Here is a 17,220-nt window from a genome sequence, read left to right on the forward strand (position 1 = left end):
GTGATAACGTTAAGATGACAGTAACTCTAATCGCGCCAATCGCGATGGACGAAGGTCTTCGTTTCGCTATCCGTGAAGGTGGCCGTACTGTAGGTGCTGGTGTTGTAGCAACTATCGTAGAGTAATAATTAGCCTAGCTAATTAATACTAAAAAGAGGTCACTTCGGTGGCCTTTTTTATTGCCTAAAATTTATGTCATGTGAAGGTGGCGCTATTACCTTTAGGCGTAGGTGCTATGTAGCAACTATCCTAGAGTAATAATTAGCCTAGTTAATTAATAAGGTCACTTCGGTGGCTTTTTATTGCCTGAAATTTACTCCATGTGAAGGTGGCGCTATTACCTTTAGGCGTAGGTGCTATGTAGCAACGTTCAATGAGTATTAATTAGCCTAGCTAATTAATACTAAAAAGAGGTCACTTCGGTGGCCTTTTTTATTGCCTGAAAAAAAGTGATTAGTTTTTAGCTATCAACTTTTAGCTGCTTGGCGTTAATGTAAATAATGTTGTTTGGCTTGGCTTTACAAAGCCCGAGTAGAAGTGGTCACTGATGTATAAGGAGGTGCTTATTCAGTGAATAACTATCGACACTTACAGGGTATTAGCCTAAGCTAAAAATGGCTTAAATTTACAACAGGAAATGGGCGATGAATAATAAAAATAATTATCCGCAAGGTATATTTTGCTGGGCTGAACTGTGTACTCATAATTGGCAAGACGGGAAAGTTTTTTATACCTCGTTGTTTGAGTGGGGAAATGACGATCAGCCCATTGGCGATGATGAGTATTACACTATGCTACAAAAGCAAGGTGACGATATTGCTGCCATGTATCAAATGCCTAAAGAGCAAGTGGCCTCTACGCCTAGCTACTGGCTTACCTATATTGCCGTAGATGATGTTGATGCATGTGCAATTAAGGCGCAAGAGCTCGGTGCGCAAATTATAGCAGGCCCTCACAATGTTATGGATGCAGGGCGTATGTTAATGCTTAAAGACCCCGCGGGTGCCACGGTGGCATTGTGGCAAGGTAAAGAGCATATAGGATGTAAGCGTCCTTGTGAGCTCAACACGCCTTATTGGCATGAAATGGCAACGCGCGATAGTGAAACAAGCCGTGATTTTTACTGTGAACTACTGGGGTGGAAAAGTGAAACAAAGCCTATGGAAGGTATGGATTACACCTTGTTTTTAGTTGCAGGTAAGCCGGTAGCAGGCATGCTACAAATGACTGATGAGTGGCCACAAGACGTACCCCCCCATTGGATGATTTACTTCGCCGTGGATAACTGCGATAGCTATGTAAAAAAAGCGGCGACTCTTGGAGGGCAAGTGTGTGTACCTGCTACAGATATTCCTGATGTAGGGCGTTTTAGTGTTATTTGCGACCCTCAAGGGGCTGTATTTTCTATTATTGAATCGGCAATGGATGATATTAAAGCTTAGTCATTAACAGCGCTTAAGGCTAAATTTTAGACTTTAGTGTGGTTATTTAGGCGCAGTAATTATGTGCTTTTTTGCTATAATGGCGGGTAATTACACCCTCAGTCAGCAAGAGAGCACAATGGAATTTGAACAAGATAGTAAATTAACCTTACCGTTATTTATTTTAAATGAGTCGCTTAGTGAGCGAGATGTAGAAAAGCCCGATTTAGACATTTCATTTGCTCTTGATGATGAGCTACTGACGCAGATATGCCAAAACCCAGCACCCGATAGCAGTATCGCTATTAGTTTAAAAGAGTATGAGCTTGCGCCGCATAGCAGCGAATTTAATGCGTTATTAAACCAAGAGCACGATGCACAAATAACGCTGACCCACGGGCCACTGTTAAGTGTGGTGTTAAATACCCACGACAACCAAACTTTTGTCTCTCCACAAATGGATATGATGCCAACCTTCGACCTGGGTGATGAGGATGAAGAATGAAAAAAATTCTGATCAGCACATTCGTCCTTATTATCCTCAGCGGGTGTGCTTATTTAGGCAATGCTCACTACAACGACTTATTTGGTGATGAACAAACGCAGCAGCGTATAGTGCCGCATGATACAGGTGCTGGTGCCGAGTTTTTGCAAGAAGTAAAACCTGTGCTAGATACACGCTGTGTAGTATGCCATGGCTGTTATGATGCGCCTTGTCAGCTAAAGCTTTCGTCCCCTGAAGGGATAGATAGAGGGCTAAGCAAAGAGCTTGTTTATGATGGTACACGGCTATTAGCCACTACACCAAGCCGGTTATTATTTGATGCAACCAGCACTGAGCAATGGCGTAAAAAGGGCTTTACTCCGGTACTTAACGAGCGTGACCAAAACCCAGAAGCAAACCTTGCCGGTGGGGTGTTATTTAATTCATTAGTGCTTAAGCAAAGTGCACCCTTACCAGAGAATGAAATTCTTGATGACGAATTTGACTTTTCACTTAGCCGCTCTCAAACGTGCGCCACTATGGGAGAATTCGATCGTTTAGCTGCAGAGCAACCTCATGGCGGTATGCCTTACGGTTTACCGGGCGTGTCTAGCCAGGAATTTTATCATTTACAAAAGTGGCTTAAAGACGGTGGAAAAATGGCGCATATTAAACCGCCCACCAAAGCCGAACTAACAAACGTTAAAAACTGGGAAGCGTTTTTAAATCAAGACAGCTTAAAATACCAATTAGCCGCACGTTATATTTACGAGCATTGGTTTTTAGCCCATATTTATTTTGGTTCTGATAAACCACAGAGCTTTTTTAAACTGGTTCGTTCAAGTACGCCGCCAGGCGAAGAAATTAAGCTAATTAATACGCGCCGACCATACGATGACCCTAAAGTGAGTCGTGTGTATTACCGTTTACTACAGGACCGCTCAACTGTTTTATCAAAAACACATTTACCGCTAAAGCTTGATGATGCAAAGCTTGCACGTATTTATGAGCAATTTATAGCTCCCGATTATACGGTTACTAAAATGCCAAGTTATAAGAGCGAGGCGGCATCTAATCCTTTTAAAACGTTTGAAGTAATTCCTATTAATTCTAAGTATCAATTTATGCTTGATGAAGCTGAGCTAATTATTATGGGCTTTATTAAGGGCCCTGTATGCCGCGGCCAAATTGCACTTAATGTGATTAACGATCATTTTTGGGTTGCCTTTGCAGACCCTGAAAAAGTCGCGACTCCAGCAGTGGAAGATATGTTGCTTCAGCACGAAGAAGCCCTTGAATTACCTGCAGCAGAAGAAAGCAATGCATTGCCTATCTCTAGCTGGGTTAAATACTCAGTGCGTGAGAAAAAATACTTACAAGCCAAAGTTGAGCTGGCTAACGAGATGTTTAAAAACGGAGAGCATTTAACCACCGACCTATTGTGGAAAGGTGAAGGCCATAACAAAAATGCAGCGCTTACAATATTTCGCCATTTTGATAGTGCCACGGTAGTGAAAGGCTTTATTGGTCAAGAGCCTAAAACTATGTGGGTGTTAGATTATGCGCTATTTGAGCGTATTCATTACTTACTTGTTGCAGGCTTTGATGTATACGGAAATATCGGCCACCAATTAGTGACCCGCCTATACATGGACTTTTTACGTTTAGAGGGTGAGCAAAACTTTTTGGCTTTATTACCTGAAGCGAAGCGCCATCAAATTAAAAAAAGCTGGTATAGAAAGTCTCCGCCAAGCTTATCTAAGTTTTTTAAAAACAACCGAGAGTTTAGCCAACCTAGTGGTATTGAATATAAAACGGATGATCCACAACACGAGCTGTATGGGTTAGTTAAGCAAACTTTAGCGCCAGTACTGAGTGAGCACTACGACTACACAAAAGTATCCTCGCCATTAAATGCACTAAACAATATGCCGGCTAAAGCTATAAATTTATTACCGCAGTTATCGTATATTTTGGTTAAGCAAGACGATGCTTCACATAAAGCTTATACGCTTATTCATCACAACGCGCATTACAATATTTCCAGCTTATTAAATGAAGATGGGCAGCGCGCTTATGATGAAGATACCGCCACCCTAGTGCCTGGCTTTATTGGTGATTACCCTGCGGCTATTTGGTATTTAAATGATCAAAATGAAGTGGGTGAATTTGCACAGCTATTACCTATGATGCAAATTGAAGCAGATTATGCTGCATTAAAAGTAAAGTTTGGTATTCGTCGCTCACATCCAGAGTTTTGGAAATACAGCGACATAATGCACCAAGTAGCTAAAGAGTATCGCGGCGTTGAATTTGGTATGTTTGATTACAACCGATTAGAAAATCGCTAACTGGTAATTACAAAAGTGTCGCAAGTATTACCCTTTTTGCCTCACACTTAATACATTTAGCCCAGTCATGTTACTGGGCTTTTTATTTATATAATTACTAAAGCTGATGTTGAGTTTTCTATATATAGGCTACACTTAAAATAAAAAAGCGGCCTTGTATGTTTAAAATTATTGCTAATGTAAGAAAGCGTTACCGATGGGCGCTTATTGCTATTGCTCTGTTAATAAGTGGCTCAGCATTGTTGCTGCAGTATGGCTTTTCTGTACAAAAGTACGATGCCAAAATTATTAATATGGCAGGTAAGCAGCGCATGCTCTCGCAAAAAATTGCTTGGCATAGCAATGCACTTCTTTCATCACGAATCGATGTTGCTACCCATACCAATTCCCTCGAACACTCTCTCGCACAATTTAAAACAGCTCATGAGGTATTACTTACCAAGCAAGGTAGTAGTTACCGTTATTTAACGCCAGAATTAGTAAAGTTATACTTTGCTGAGCCAGCTAATCTAGATAGCGAAGTGAATGAATTTATTGCCCAAGCTAGCTGGCTGCTGTATCAAAAAGGCGAGGTAGACACACAGGTGCTCAACGTAGCACATGTAGAAAACCTGCTAGCTAAGCTTGACCGCGCGGTTACTTTATTTGAGCAACATGCAGTGAAAAAAGTTAACCGCGTGTCTAATTTAGAATTGCTGTGCTGGTTAGTCGCCATGGTGTTATTGCTCGTTGAGCTAAGATTTGTGTTTATGCCGATGGAAAAAGAGGTGGAACGCACCTTAACAGCACTTCAAAAACAAAAGGACTTTGTAGCGCAAATGAGCCAAAACAAAGAGCACTTTATTGCCAGAGCAAGCCACGAATTTAGAACACCGTTACAGGGATTAATTACGTCGATTGATGAGCTAACCATCAATACCGAGCAGCAAAATATTAAAACGCAAGCAAGCTACTGCGCCCTTAGACTTCTATCTATGCTTGATGAGCTACAAGACCTACAAGCACTAAGCACAGGAAAGTGGGCGCCAATTCTTAAAAACGAAAACCTTTTAGAATCCATAAACAAAGTGGTGTTGGCGTATGAGTATGCAGCGCAGCAAAAAGGGCTAACATTAATCACTCATTTTGATGAGTCTCTTAATTGTTTTTGTAAGTTAGATCATCAGCGCTTACAGCATGTATTAACCGAGCTAATTAGCAATGCAATAAAGTTTACCGACAAGGGCGAGGTTGAAGTTGCTGCAAACATGCAAAACTCGCAATTACAATTAACCGTTAATGATAGTGGGTGTGGTTTTTCTAGCAAAATAACAGAACTAGAGTTTGACTCATTTAAACAAACTAACCACTTTCAAGGCCTAAGAACGGGATTAACACGGGCGCAGTATGTTGTTAAAGCGCTGCATGGTTCGCTTTCATTTAAAAACAACGCAGCGAGTGGCGCTCATGTTACGCTTAACTTGCCGATTGAAATTACGAACCAGCAAACAGAAAGAGAAGTCGAAAAAAAGCTTTTTTGCCTTGTGGTTGAAGACAACGAATTAAACACCTTGTTACTCACACGTATTTTGGCAACGTTAGGTGTGGACTATGAATGCGTTGTAAATGGCCTAGAAGCCTGCGAAAAGGTAGGTAAGGCTGACTATGATGTGGTGTTTATGGATTTAAACATGCCGGTCATGGATGGCTTTGAAGCGACTAAAAAAATACGCAAAGAGCTAAATAAAACCATGCCCATAATCGTTGTTACAGCAAATACCTCAGCCGAAGACATGGACTTAATTTATGAATATGGCGCGAGTGAGCATATTCATAAACCCATAAGTAAGCAGGCAGTGGCTGATGCATTAGTAAATGTGTGCATAGCTAATGAAATAAATTAATACGCAATTAAATACGCTTGCTAAAGCAATTTACTATACGTTAAGTTGTTTATTTAGCTTATGGTGAAGGCAGTATTGTGCAAAGTATTGTATTTGAACAATTTAGTGGTTATTTAAAAGGGCAAGGTAAAAGCTGTTACACAATTAATGACTTAAGTTGGCAAGTGAATGCTGGTGAGCACTGGCTCTTATTAGGCGCTAATGGCGCAGGTAAATCGGCATTGAGCGCCGCATTAACGGGTGAAGCTAAGCAGCAAAGTGGTACTTTTAAAAGTACCTTTAATAGCACGCAGCTTGTGTCATCTGATGTGCAAAAGCAGTTAATCAAAAACGAAATTGAGCATGAACATCACAGCTTAGTAAAAGATTTTATCTTCCCTCAAAATAGTAGCTACAACCATGAGTTACGTACAAAACTAATAGATGCCTTTAATTACAGCGCCCTTTTAGACAGGCATTTTAGAGATCTCTCTACCGGCGAAACCCGTAAACTCCTACTTATAAATGCGCTAAGTAGTCATGCTGATTTAGTGGTACTAGATGAGCCATATGATGGCTTAGATAAACATTCGAGTGAGGTGCTAAACACTTTATTAGAAACACTTAGCTCAACAATTAACTTTGTGTTTGTGTTAAATAGGCTTGATGAAATCCCGCCGTTTATTACTCATTACGCTTATGTAAATCAGGGGCAATTGCTGCATGTACTTAATAATCCAAACGCAGAGCAGCGTGCTGACTTGCTTAAACTACTGCATTTAACCCATACCGCTTTAGAAATACCTCAACCGGATGACTCCCAAGGCCGTGCAGAGTATACCGCCGATACATTGGTTAAGCTTAGTAATACAAAGGTTAGCTACGCTGGGGTTGATGTATTTAAAAATCTCAATTGGCAAATTAATAAACATCAACATTGGCAATTGAGTGGTAAAAATGGCTCAGGTAAAACCTGCTTATTAAATTTAATAACTGGCGATAACCCTCAATGCTACAGCAATGATATTCAGGTATTTGGTTTTAAGCGCGGAAGTGGTGAAAGTATTTGGGATATAAAACAGCATATAGGCTATATATCAAATGCACTGCATATGGATTATCGAGTAAGTATATCGGCATTGAATACGGTTATTTCTGGATTTTACGACAGCATTGGTTTATATCAAAAGCCAACAGAGTCACAAGTAAATACAGCTAAGCAATGGTTAGCGCTGATTGGGTTAGGCGATAAACAAAATAGCTCATTTACGCAACTTTCATACGGCGATCAGCGCATGCTATTAATAGTGCGTGCTATGGTAAAACACCCCACGTTACTTATTTTAGATGAACCTTGCTTAGGGCTTGATGAAGCAAATAGACAGCGAGTACTAATTTTAATAGAGAAAATTTGTGCCGCAAATACCAGCACCGTTATTTATGTAAATCACCATGCGGCAGACAAAATTAAAGGGATTGAGCATTATTTAAAAATGGAAGATTTTAATTAAAGGCTGGGCTGAATATGCCCAACCTTTAACGCCACGTTATAGGCGAGTAATGGTAAAGCCTGCATCAGTTAACTGTTTAATTAAACCATGCTGCTCCGGTAAGTGCAGCGCGCCTACAGCAATAAATAGCTTTTCGTTAGTTAAGCGAGGCACTAATTGCTCCACCCATTTATTATTACGATTAACTAGCATAACTTGCTCGCTTATTTCACCGTAGTTACTCTCGTCAAAACTCATGTTGTAGTATTCAGTCAGCGTATCCATATCACCATTTTTCCAGGCGTTTACTAACTTAATAAAATAAGTATTAATATCGGCAAGCTGTTCAAACGTTTCTTCAATCATTTCATTACTGAGCAAAGCCATGCCATCAAACATTTGCAGTTGCTGCTCTAGCGTTTCTAACTCTCCAATCGTGATATTTTGCTTTTTAGCGTAAGCAAGTACTTGCTTGTCTATGCCTGTTTGGTCAGAAAATCCTGCATTTTGAAATTCAATCTGCATCATGGTTACCATTACAGCCCAAGGTTTGAGGCCATTAAACATAGCTATATCAATCGATTTTTTAGCAAAGTAGTCTTTAAGCTTATTGTAGTTTTGTTTTGAGAGTTCTGTTTGTAATGTTTTGCCATCTTTAAGCATCATAAAGGGCATTGAACGCTGCTGCATTTGCAAAGGCGTGAGTTTACTAATATCTACTTCAACAACAACTTGCTCGCTTTGATCTATAGCCTTAGTTACTTTTTCTGGTAAGCCTTTCATGCTGGCGTCGCCTACGTGAACTGTGCCAAACAAGTAAGAGCTAGTACCGTTTTTTTCTACTTTAAATAATGCCGGTGCTGCGACACTATTAAAACTAGTTGCTATAAAAAGTGCCAATATAAAAAACTGACTAATTCGAGTGAGGGCTTGCATGGTTTGTCCTTAAATCTAATTGAGTTGCCTAAATACTAGCTTAAATTAAAGCGCTTTAATAAACCTATTTGGTTATATTAAACACTTTTAAATGCGCTTATGAATTTAGTTGCACTAGGGCACCTTATTTAAATAGGGTGAATGTAATTGAGTGGTGCGTAATAGGGCTTGCGGAGTAAACCTGCCTAATTAGCAAAGTTTTAAGTTATTTACCGTGCTGCGCTGTTATTTGTATTACAATGTATCAAAAATTAATCAAGCCCTATATGGCTATTATGGGGCTAGTGAATTTACTTGATGCAAATTAAGGTATAGATTTTTCATTTAAGCCTTTTTTTGTGAATTTAAAATCCGTTTAAAGTCGCTTTTTGCTCTTTTGTTGAATTAAGTTTGGTGTTGACTTACTCGCCTCAGCGCGGTACAAATACATATACAGAGCGAAGAGTATTACTTCGTAACAAATGAACACATTTTGGTATTAATTACATGCTTACAAATGCACTTAACCTAGTCCTGATTATTATCGTGGTGATTATTCCCGCGAGGGCTTCGTAGTGCTATAAACTTAAGCATTAAAAAGCCCTCCGCACCTAACCGTTCGGAGGGCTTTTTAGTTTTAAGCACAAAGTTTTAAAAATTTTATACCAATTCGCTTAATTAAGTGATCTATTTTGAGGATAGATAAACGTGTTGATAGCTAGGCAAAAAATTCGCTATTTAGTTGTTCTAAATGAGAATTTTTTAACGTAGATAGCGACACTTTTAGCCCCCTAAAAATAATTAAGTATTATTGCGGATTGGTATTAGCTATAAGTTTTTAAGTAAGTATGTAATTGGGTTGTCACTGAGGAATGAGGATTAATTAATGACAGGCGCAGAACTAACAATCGATTTATTAGCCAAGCACGGCGTAAATGAAGTATTTGGCTACCCTGGCGGAGCTATTATGCCCATTTACGATGCGCTGTATGGCGCGCCTGTAAAGCATTACCTTACTCGCCATGAGCAAGGCGCTGGTTTTGCCGCAGTGGGTTATGCTCGCAGCACAGGCAAATTAGGCGTTTGTTTTGCTACCTCAGGCCCAGGCGCTACTAACTTAATAACAGCACTTGCCGATGCAATGATGGACTCAGTGCCATTATTAGCAATTACAGGCCAAGTACCGACAGCCGCTATTGGCTCAGATGCATTTCAAGAAGTCGATGTACTAGGTATGTCACTGTCGTGTACTAAACATAGCTACATGGTAGAGCGCCCAGAAGACTTAGCTGAAATATTACAAGAAGCCATGCACTTAGCTCAAAGTGGTCGCCCAGGCCCAGTGCTTGTAGATATTCCAAAAGATATTCAAATGGCGCAAGTGCCTTTTAAACCTTGGTTAGCTGCTGATGAATATTTACCACAACTTGATTTAAACCAAGTAGCCATTGCAAACCAGTTATTAACTGAAGCAAAGCAGCCAGTAGCGTATGTAGGTGGTGGCGTACAAGCCGCCGATGCGCAAAATGAGTTAATGCAGTTTTTAAACAAAACACAAATGCCAGCGGTATCAACATTAAAAGCGCTAGGCAGTGTGTTACCAGATTACGAGCACTACTTAGGAATGCTAGGCATGCACGGCACACAAGCGGCTAACATAGCAGTACAAGAGTGTGATGTACTTGTATGTATAGGCGCGCGCTTTGATGACCGCGTAACGGGCAACTTAGCCAAATTTGCAGCCAAAGCAAAAGTAATTCACTTAGACATTGACGCGGCCGAAGTAGGTAAACGCAAACCTGCTAAAGCGTCCTTAATTGCTGATCTAAAAACCTCATTACCCGCACTTGAGTGTGTTGTAACACCTAAAGCATGGTGCGATACAAATAAGCTCATGAGCGAAAAACACGCATGGCGTTACGACTACCCAGGCGAAAAAGTATTTGCCCCGTATTTATTGAACCAGTTAAGCCAGCGTATGCCAAAAACAGGCGTAGTGTGCTGCGATGTAGGCCAGCACCAAATGTGGGTGGCGCAACATATGAAATTTAACCACCCAAGTAATCACTTAAGTAGTGGTGGCGCAGGCACTATGGGCTTTGGTTTACCCGCGGCTATTGGCGCGCAAGTAGCACGCCCAGACGATTTTGTAATAACGGTGTCGGGTGATGGCTCAATCATGATGAACATTCAAGAGCTTGCCACTATACGTCGTAACAATTTACCAGTAAAAATACTAATATTAGATAACCAACGCTTAGGTATGGTTCGTCAATGGCAGGAACTGTTTTTTGAAGGGCGTTACTCTGAAACCAATCTTTCAGATAACCCTGATTTTGTTCAGTTAGCGGCGGTATTTGGTATTCCTGGGCAAACTATTACTAAAGCCAACGAAGTAGACGATGCAATCACTGCACTGGTAAACAGCGAAGGGCCGTATATTTTACATGCCTGTATAGATGATAAAGAAAACGTATGGCCGCTTGTACCACCAGGGGCTGCAAATGACGAAATGATTACGGAGAAAGCACAATGAAACACAGCTTAACTATTGCATTGAAAAACCAAAGTATTGCGGTGGAGCGCTTTTTACGTGTTGTACGTCACCGTGGTTTTGACCTTACGCATTTTCAGCTTAATACCGATGAAGCTCAATATACGATAGCAATGACGGTCGATAGCGATAAGCCTATTCATCTATTAACCAGCCAGCTAAATAAGTTGGTAGACGTGAAAGAAATCAGCTTAGAAAATTTACAGCAACAAGCAGTGTAACTGCTAACGAAACACATTTACGCGTTACTGAATATAACCTTCAGTAACTCAACAATTTTTAGAATGAGGAATGCCCGCTTACACAGCGGCAAAACAGAGGTAACTATGGCTAAATTAAGAAGTGCAACAACAACTGAAGGACGTAAACGCGCAGGCGCACGTGCATTATGGCGCGCAACAGGCATGACCGACACCGACTTTGGTAAACCTATTATTGCTGTAGTTAACTCGTTTACGCAATTTGTACCAGGGCATGTACACCTTAATCAGCTTAGTGAGCTAATGGCTGAAACAATCACGCAAGCGGGCGGCGTACCAAAAGAATTTAACACCATCGCAATTGATGACGGTATCGCAATGGGCCACGGTGGTATGCTTTACTCACTCCCTTCTCGCGACTTAATTGCAGACTCTGTTGAATACATGGTTAACGGCCACTGCGCCGATGCGATGATCTGTATTTCTAACTGTGACAAAATCACCCCAGGGATGATGCTTGCAGCGCTACGTTTAAATATACCGGTTATTTTTGTATCGGGCGGACCAATGGAAGCGGGTAAAACCAAACTTGCTAACATCGATATTAAACTAGATTTAGTTGATGCCATGGTAAAAGGCGCTGATGAAACAGTAAGTGATGCTGATTCAGAGCAAGTAGAGCGCTCTGCGTGTCCTACCTGTGGCTCGTGTTCGGGTATGTTTACTGCCAACTCAATGAACTGTTTATTAGAGGCTATTGGCCTTGCACTACCGGGTAACGGCACAACGCTTGCAACGCATAAAGATCGTAAGCAACTGTATGTAGAAGCCGGCGCTCGCATTGTTGACTTGTGTCGCGAGTACTACCAAAAAGACAACCACGACGTGTTACCGCGTGCAATTGCAAACAAAACAGCCTTTATGAACTCTATGGTGGTTGATATTGCCATGGGTGGTTCATCTAATACCGTATTGCATTTATTAGCAGCAGCACAAGAAGCCGGTGTAGATTTTGATATGTCGCACATTGATGAGCTTTCTCGTAAAACCCCATTTTTATGTAAAGTAGCCCCAGCTACACCTGAGTACCACATAGAAGATGTGCATCGCGCTGGTGGCATGATGGCAATTGTACGTGAGCTAGGTAAAGCAGGTTTAGTTGATTTATCGGTAAACCACGTAGCGGGTATGACGATGGGTGAGCTTGTTAAAAAGTGGGATGCGACTGATCCTACAAACGAAGCAGCACAAAAGTTTTACCGTGCAGGCCCTGCCGGTATTCGTACTACAAAAGCAATGAGCCAAGAGTGCCGTTGGGATGAAGGCGATAACGACCGAGAGCATGGTTGTATCCGTAGTGTTGAGCATGCCTTTAGACAAGATGGTGGCTTAGCTGTGCTTTCAGGTAATTTAGCGGTTGATGGCTGTATTGTTAAAAGTGCAGGCGTGGTGGACGAAATGCTGCATTTTGAAGGCACTGCCGTGGTGTACGAGTCGCAAGATGATTCAGTAGAAGGCATTTTAAACGACGAAGTAAAAGCCGGTGATGTTGTGGTTATTCGCTACGAAGGCCCTAAAGGCGGCCCAGGTATGCAAGAAATGCTTTATCCAACGAGCTACTTAAAATCAAAAGGCCTTGCTGAAAAATGTGCCTTGATCACCGATGGTCGTTTCTCGGGCGGCACTTCTGGTTTATCAATTGGCCACGTATCGCCAGAGGCGGCAAGTGGCGGTGCCATTGCGTATGTTGAAAATGGTGACAAAATTATCATTGATATCGCAACACGTGAAATCACCCTTGCATTAAGTGACGAAGAGCTAGAAGCACGTAAACAAAAGCAATTAGCGCGTGGTAAGCAAGCGTATAAGCCGCTTGATCGTGACCGCTATGTATCGTCGGCATTAAAAGCGTATGCATTACTTGCAACCAGTGCCGATAAAGGCGCAGTACGTGATTTAGCCAAACTGGAGGAGCTTAGCTAATTATGGTTTCTCAAGAGCTCGATTATTTTCGCGCTATTATTCAGGCCAATATGGAACCGCTAGCTAAAGTGACTGAGGTCAGCGAAATGCGCGACCTCAGTGATAAATTAGGCAACCATGTTTGGTTAAAGCGTGAAGATCAACAGCCCGTGTATTCGTTTAAGTTACGCGGTGCTTATAATAAATTAAACAAGTTACCAAAAGGGTCTGTTGTTATTACGGCTTCTGCGGGTAACCATGCACAAGGTGTGGCGCTTAGTGCTTCACATCTTGGCCATAAAGCCACTATCGTTATGCCAGTTACCACGCCTGAAATAAAAGTAAGTGCGGTACGTGCGCTGGGCGGTGAAGTGGTTTTACATGGCCATCATTTTGATGCTGCAAAAGCACATGCACTTGAACTAACAGAGCAACGCAATGGCGTATTTGTACCGCCTTTTGATGACCCTGACGTAATTGTGGGGCAAGGCACAGTGGCTCGCGAGCTTATGCAGCAACTCAACGAGCTTGATGCGGTATTTATCCCTGTTGGCGGTGGTGGTTTACTTGCTGGTATGGCGGTTTATATCAAATCATTACGCCCCGATATAAAAGTCATTGGCGTAGAAGCTGACGAAAGTGCATGTTTACAAGCCGCGCTTAAAGCGGGCGAGCCTGTTGAGCTTGACCGTGTTGGCAGTTTTGCCGATGGCGTAGCGGTTAAAATTATTGGCAGTGAAACATTTCGCTTAGCACAAAAATTTTGCGATGAAGTTGTAACTGTCAGTGGCGATGAAATTTGTGCCGCCATGCAAGATATTTTTGTCTCTACTCGCGCAATTTCAGAGCCCTCAGGTGCACTTGCAACCGCAGGGCTTAAAAAGTGGAGCCAGCAATCGGGCTTAAAAGGGCTGCATTTAGCAGCGGTGCTTTCGGGTGCTAACTTAAACTTTGACCGCTTACGTTATGTGGCTGAGCGTACTGCGCTTGGTGAAAAAAACGAAGCGCTACTTGCGGTGACCATTAAAGAAGAAAAAGGCAGCTTTAAGCAGTTTTGCACCTCTTTAGGTGGTCGGGCTATTACTGAGTTTAACTACCGTTATGCAGGCCCAGGTGAAGCGCAAATATTTGTAGGTATTGCCCTGCGCCAGGGTGAGCAAGAACTCAACGAACTAAAACAAGACCTGACTAACAACGACTACCAATTTTGCGATTTATCAGATAACGAACTCGCTAAATTACACGTACGTTATATGGTAGGTGGTAAAGCACCGGAGCAGTTACATGAGAGGTTATTACGGTTTGAATTTCCGGAATACCCAGGAGCCCTTGCGCGCTTTTTAGATACCTTAGGTAGCAATTGGAATATTACTTTATTTCATTATCGCAATCATGGGGGTTCTATCGGAAATGTACTGGCGGGCTTTGCTATTGAGCCAAGCCAATTTGATATGTTTAACGAGCACTTAAACCGCTTAGGTTACAGTGTACAAGATGAAACACATAACCCGTGTTTTACGCAGTTTTTAACCTCTCAGCCACAAAGCCCAAACGTTGACAATTTAGCCTCAGCTTAGGGTTTTTATAAGCAAGTATGCACGTTTGCATGCTTGCTTTATCGTGTGTTTTAAATATAGTTACAGCTAATGACTACTATTTGGAACACCCAGTTGCTTATTAAAGGATTAATATTTGTAATTTTGCTTTTTTGCAGCCAACTAATGGCTCAAGAATCAGTCACTTTACAACTAAAATGGACCCACCAGTTTCAGTTCGCCGGCTATTATATGGCTCAGCAAAAAGGCTATTACAAAGACGCCGGACTTGATGTAACCATACGCGAAGCCAATCCTAAAATGCCTGACACTTTCACGCCTGTAGCAAGTGGAGAAGCCCAGTTTGGCGTAGCGCATTCGGGTATTTTACAACAAAGAGTAAACGGCCAACCGTTTGTAGCAATGGCGGCTATTTTACAGTTTTCTCCGTACTGTTGGATGGTAAAAGACAGCTCTGATATTTTTCACCCTCGCGATTTTACCGCTAAACGTATTACCGAAGTGAGTAAAAAAGACAGTACCGAGCTGCTGGTTATGCTTAAACGCAGCGGTATTGATATTGCCACCTTAGAGGTATACGAAGGCGATGAGCCTGCGCTACAAGCGTGGCAAGAAAACAAACTTGATGCAATGCAAGTGTATGTCACCACTCAGCCCTACTTCATGACTCAGCAAGGGGTATCGCACCGCCTTATATGCCCACAGCGCTATGGTATGGATGTGTATGGTGATGTGTTATTTACCAGCGAATCAATGCTTAAAAAGCACCCGCAAACGGTCGAAAAGTTTTACCAGGCGAGCTTAAAGGGTTGGCGCTATGCGATGATGAATATGGATGAAGCCATTGCAATTACTCAGCAAGTGTATGCGCCAAACAAAAGTTTTCATCAGCTAGCCTATGAAGCCGAAGTCTTGAAAGACTACATAATGCCGCCTACGACCCATTTAGGGAATATGTCGATGGCTAAGTGGCGCTTAATTGCAGATTATTATGGCATTAAGCAAACGCAATTTGACGAGCACAAAGCTGGGTTTGTTTATAAATACCAAGAGCCAGAGCGATTACAACTGTCGTGGATGCTAATAGCCGCCTTTATTGTGAGTATTATTTCGATCCCCCTTTATTTGCGTTTAATACTTGGAAAAAAATAACCGCTTAATGCTGCTCTGCGCAACTGGTATAATTAACCGTCTTTTTACTATTTTAAGTTGTTATGAACCTAGCTGAGCAGTTTGCAGCACTCGATACAGTGCTAATGAATACCCGCGAATATTGGCAATGTACAGCATTTGATTTTGATGAATTACCGTGGCCTGAGCTACAAGCGGCGTTAAATAACTTATCAGATGAAGATGTCGCAAGGCTTGATAACGATCAGCAACAGCTTTATCAATTTTTTAGCCCGTTTATTGCCGGGGTAGAGCAGCTACCTGAGCTGTGCAATTTACCAAAAAGCCAGCAGCAACGCGGTGAATACCCGTTTTGGATAAGTAACGGTATTAAAGGGCGTAAGTTTGAGCAACTGCAAGACTTTGTTTCAGCATTAACGAGTAGCACGCAGCCTGTACTAGAATGGTGCGCAGGCAAAGGGCATTTAGGCCGAATGCTTGCTTATAACGGCGCGCAAAGCGTACATAGTGTTGAGCTACAAGGGCATCTTTGCGAGCAAGGAGAGCACAGTGCACGCAAGCAAGGTTTGGCGATGAAATTTAGCCAAGCTAATGTGCTTGAAGATGAAACACGCCATTTTTTTAATACCGATACACATGCGGTTGCACTGCATGCATGTGGCGCATTGCACCAAACATTTATGCAGCACGCCAGCGCCGCTAGGGTAAAACGTATTAGTTTTTCGCCGTGCTGTTATCACTTATTTACCGATAGTTGTTATCAGGCAATGAGTGAGCTTGCTCTTGCTAGTAAGCTTAATTTAACGCACCGCGATCTAAAACTGGCGCTGCAAGAAACAGTTACAGCTCCTTCACGTGTAGCTAAAATACGAAAAACTGAGGTGGAATGGCGCTTAGGGTTTGACGCACTTCGAAAGTCACTCACTCATGAACAGTATTACGTGAGTGTGCCTTCAGTTAACAAAGCCGTGTTTTCTGATACGTTTGCACAGTTTTGTGCTTGGGCGGGGGATAAAAAGTCTATATTTATCCCTCAAGATACTGATTACAATAAGTTTTTATTAATTGGTAAGGCGCGTAAAAAAGTAACAGAGCGAATTGAACTGGTTCGACATGTGTTTAGAAGAGCAATAGAAGTTTGGCTTGTGCTCGATCGTGCTTTATATTTGCAACAGCAAGGTTATCACGTTTCAGTTACCACCTTTTGTGAGAAACAATTAACTCCTCGCAATATTTTAATTCTTGCAAACACCAACTAAAAAGGCGCTCATTATTTGTCTTTTCTGGGGTGTAA

General features: G+C 41.8%; 12 protein-coding genes and 1 pseudogene. 12 read left to right on the forward strand and 1 reads right to left on the reverse strand.

Annotation, left to right across the window (positions count from 1 at the left end; translation table 11 throughout):
* The 6 genes and pseudogenes from PSH54_RS02985 to PSH54_RS03010 all read left to right on the forward strand — a co-directional run.
* Positions 1 to 125: pseudogene (locus PSH54_RS02985) on the forward strand (elongation factor Tu); the annotation flags it as partial.
* A 519-nt stretch (positions 126 to 644) separates the two neighbouring features.
* Positions 645 to 1,442 carry a VOC family protein gene (locus PSH54_RS02990; RefSeq protein ID WP_273605461.1) on the forward strand — a complete coding sequence of 266 codons (798 nt, stop codon included), beginning with the start codon at positions 645 to 647 and terminating at the stop codon, positions 1,440 to 1,442.
* 118 nt (positions 1,443 to 1,560) lie between these two features.
* On the forward strand, positions 1,561 to 1,926 hold the full coding sequence (locus PSH54_RS02995) for a hypothetical protein (protein ID WP_029774302.1): 366 nt from the start codon (positions 1,561 to 1,563) through the stop codon (positions 1,924 to 1,926).
* Positions 1,923 to 4,256, forward strand: coding sequence for a fatty acid cis/trans isomerase (locus PSH54_RS03000; protein WP_273605462.1), 2,334 nt, complete (start codon positions 1,923 to 1,925; stop codon positions 4,254 to 4,256). Before PSH54_RS02995 ends, PSH54_RS03000 begins: the two co-directional genes overlap by 4 nt.
* A gap of 158 nt (positions 4,257 to 4,414) precedes the next feature.
* A complete protein-coding gene (locus PSH54_RS03005; protein ID WP_273605463.1) occupies positions 4,415 to 6,139 on the forward strand; it encodes a response regulator in 1,725 nt (574 codons plus the stop codon).
* Positions 6,140 to 6,216: 77 nt separating this feature from the next.
* Positions 6,217 to 7,629, forward strand: coding sequence for an ATP-binding cassette domain-containing protein (locus PSH54_RS03010; protein WP_273605464.1), 1,413 nt, complete (start codon positions 6,217 to 6,219; stop codon positions 7,627 to 7,629).
* A 36-nt stretch (positions 7,630 to 7,665) separates the two neighbouring features.
* On the opposite strand, the gene PSH54_RS03015 is transcribed toward PSH54_RS03010, so the two are convergent.
* Positions 7,666 to 8,544, reverse strand: a complete 879-nt coding sequence (locus PSH54_RS03015) for a TraB/GumN family protein (protein WP_138577667.1) — start codon at positions 8,542 to 8,544, stop codon at positions 7,666 to 7,668.
* Positions 8,545 to 9,409: 865 nt separating this feature from the next.
* Between PSH54_RS03015 and ilvG the strand changes: the two genes are divergently transcribed.
* From ilvG to PSH54_RS03045, 6 genes are all read left to right on the forward strand, one after another.
* Positions 9,410 to 11,059 (forward strand): acetolactate synthase 2 catalytic subunit, encoded by a 1,650-nt coding sequence (gene ilvG / locus PSH54_RS03020; RefSeq protein WP_004589294.1) that lies wholly within the window; start codon positions 9,410 to 9,412, stop codon positions 11,057 to 11,059.
* Complete coding sequence (ilvM, locus tag PSH54_RS03025; protein WP_004589295.1) at positions 11,056 to 11,298, forward strand: acetolactate synthase 2 small subunit; 243 nt, start codon at positions 11,056 to 11,058, stop codon at positions 11,296 to 11,298. The genes ilvG and ilvM overlap by 4 nt, the downstream gene beginning before the upstream one ends.
* A gap of 105 nt (positions 11,299 to 11,403) precedes the next feature.
* On the forward strand, positions 11,404 to 13,260 hold the full coding sequence (gene ilvD / locus PSH54_RS03030; RefSeq protein ID WP_024032149.1) for a dihydroxy-acid dehydratase: 1,857 nt from the start codon (positions 11,404 to 11,406) through the stop codon (positions 13,258 to 13,260).
* Positions 13,261 to 13,262: 2 nt separating this feature from the next.
* A complete protein-coding gene (gene ilvA, locus PSH54_RS03035) occupies positions 13,263 to 14,816 on the forward strand; it encodes a threonine ammonia-lyase, biosynthetic (protein WP_004589297.1) in 1,554 nt (517 codons plus the stop codon).
* A gap of 144 nt (positions 14,817 to 14,960) precedes the next feature.
* On the forward strand, positions 14,961 to 15,947 hold the full coding sequence (locus PSH54_RS03040; protein ID WP_039972499.1) for an ABC transporter substrate-binding protein: 987 nt from the start codon (positions 14,961 to 14,963) through the stop codon (positions 15,945 to 15,947).
* A gap of 62 nt (positions 15,948 to 16,009) precedes the next feature.
* Entirely contained in the window at positions 16,010 to 17,185 is a 1,176-nt protein-coding gene (locus tag PSH54_RS03045) for a methyltransferase (protein ID WP_273605465.1), read from the forward strand.
* The last annotated feature ends 35 nt before the right edge of the window (positions 17,186 to 17,220 follow it).

The organism is Pseudoalteromonas sp. Angola-30 (assembly GCF_028599215.1).
GTDB lineage: Bacteria > Pseudomonadota > Gammaproteobacteria > Enterobacterales > Alteromonadaceae > Pseudoalteromonas > Pseudoalteromonas atlantica.